Source organism: Paraburkholderia sediminicola (assembly GCF_046026895.1).
GTDB lineage: Bacteria > Pseudomonadota > Gammaproteobacteria > Burkholderiales > Burkholderiaceae > Paraburkholderia > Paraburkholderia sediminicola_C.
Genome location: NZ_JAQQEU010000264.1, coordinates 1 through 723, shown reverse-complemented (window position 1 = coordinate 723; position 723 = coordinate 1). Strand labels below are relative to the sequence as shown.

At 57.4% G+C, this 723-nt stretch carries 1 pseudogene; it reads left to right on the top strand.

The features are described from left to right. Positions 1–723 (top strand): annotated as a pseudogene (locus PQR02_RS40655) (transposase); the annotation flags it as partial.

Here is a 723-nt window from a genome sequence, read left to right as displayed (position 1 = left end):
AATGCCTCGATGACTTCGTTGCTGAGGACAATCCGGTCAGGATTATCGAGGCGTTCGTTGAAGAGCTTGACTTTGCATCACTGGGCTTCGATGGAGCAATGCCGTCAACTACAGGTCGCCCGTCCTATCATCCGGCAGTGCTGCTGAAAATCTATATCTACGGCTACCTGAACCGGGTTCAGTCGAGCCGTCGCCTGGAGCGGGAGTGTCAACGCAACGTTGAACTGATGTGGCTCACGGGACGTCTGGCGCCGGACTTCAAGACGATAGCCGATCCGTCGTGATAACGGCACCGGCATCCGCAACGTGTGTCGCCGCTTCGTGATGCGGTGCCGTGAGCTGAAGCTGTTCTCGCAAGCGCTTGTTGCCATCGACGGCAGCAAGTTCAAGGCCGTCAACACTCGCGATCGCAACTTCACAGAAGGTAAGGTTGATAAGCGCCAGAAGCAGATCGAGGAGAGCATCCAGCGGTATCTGAACGCGCTGGAGACTGGCGATCGTACGCAACCCGCCGAGCTGGAAGCAAAGACAACCCGCCTGCAGGACAAGATCGCACGCTTGCCCGAGCAGATGCGAAATCTCGATCAGATCAAGGAGCAGCTCAAGACGCAGCCTGACGGCCAACTCTCGATGACCGATCCAGACGCACGTTCCATGGCGACGAGCGGACGAGGATCAGGTATGGTCGGCTACAACGTACAGGTGGCAGTTGACGCGAAACAC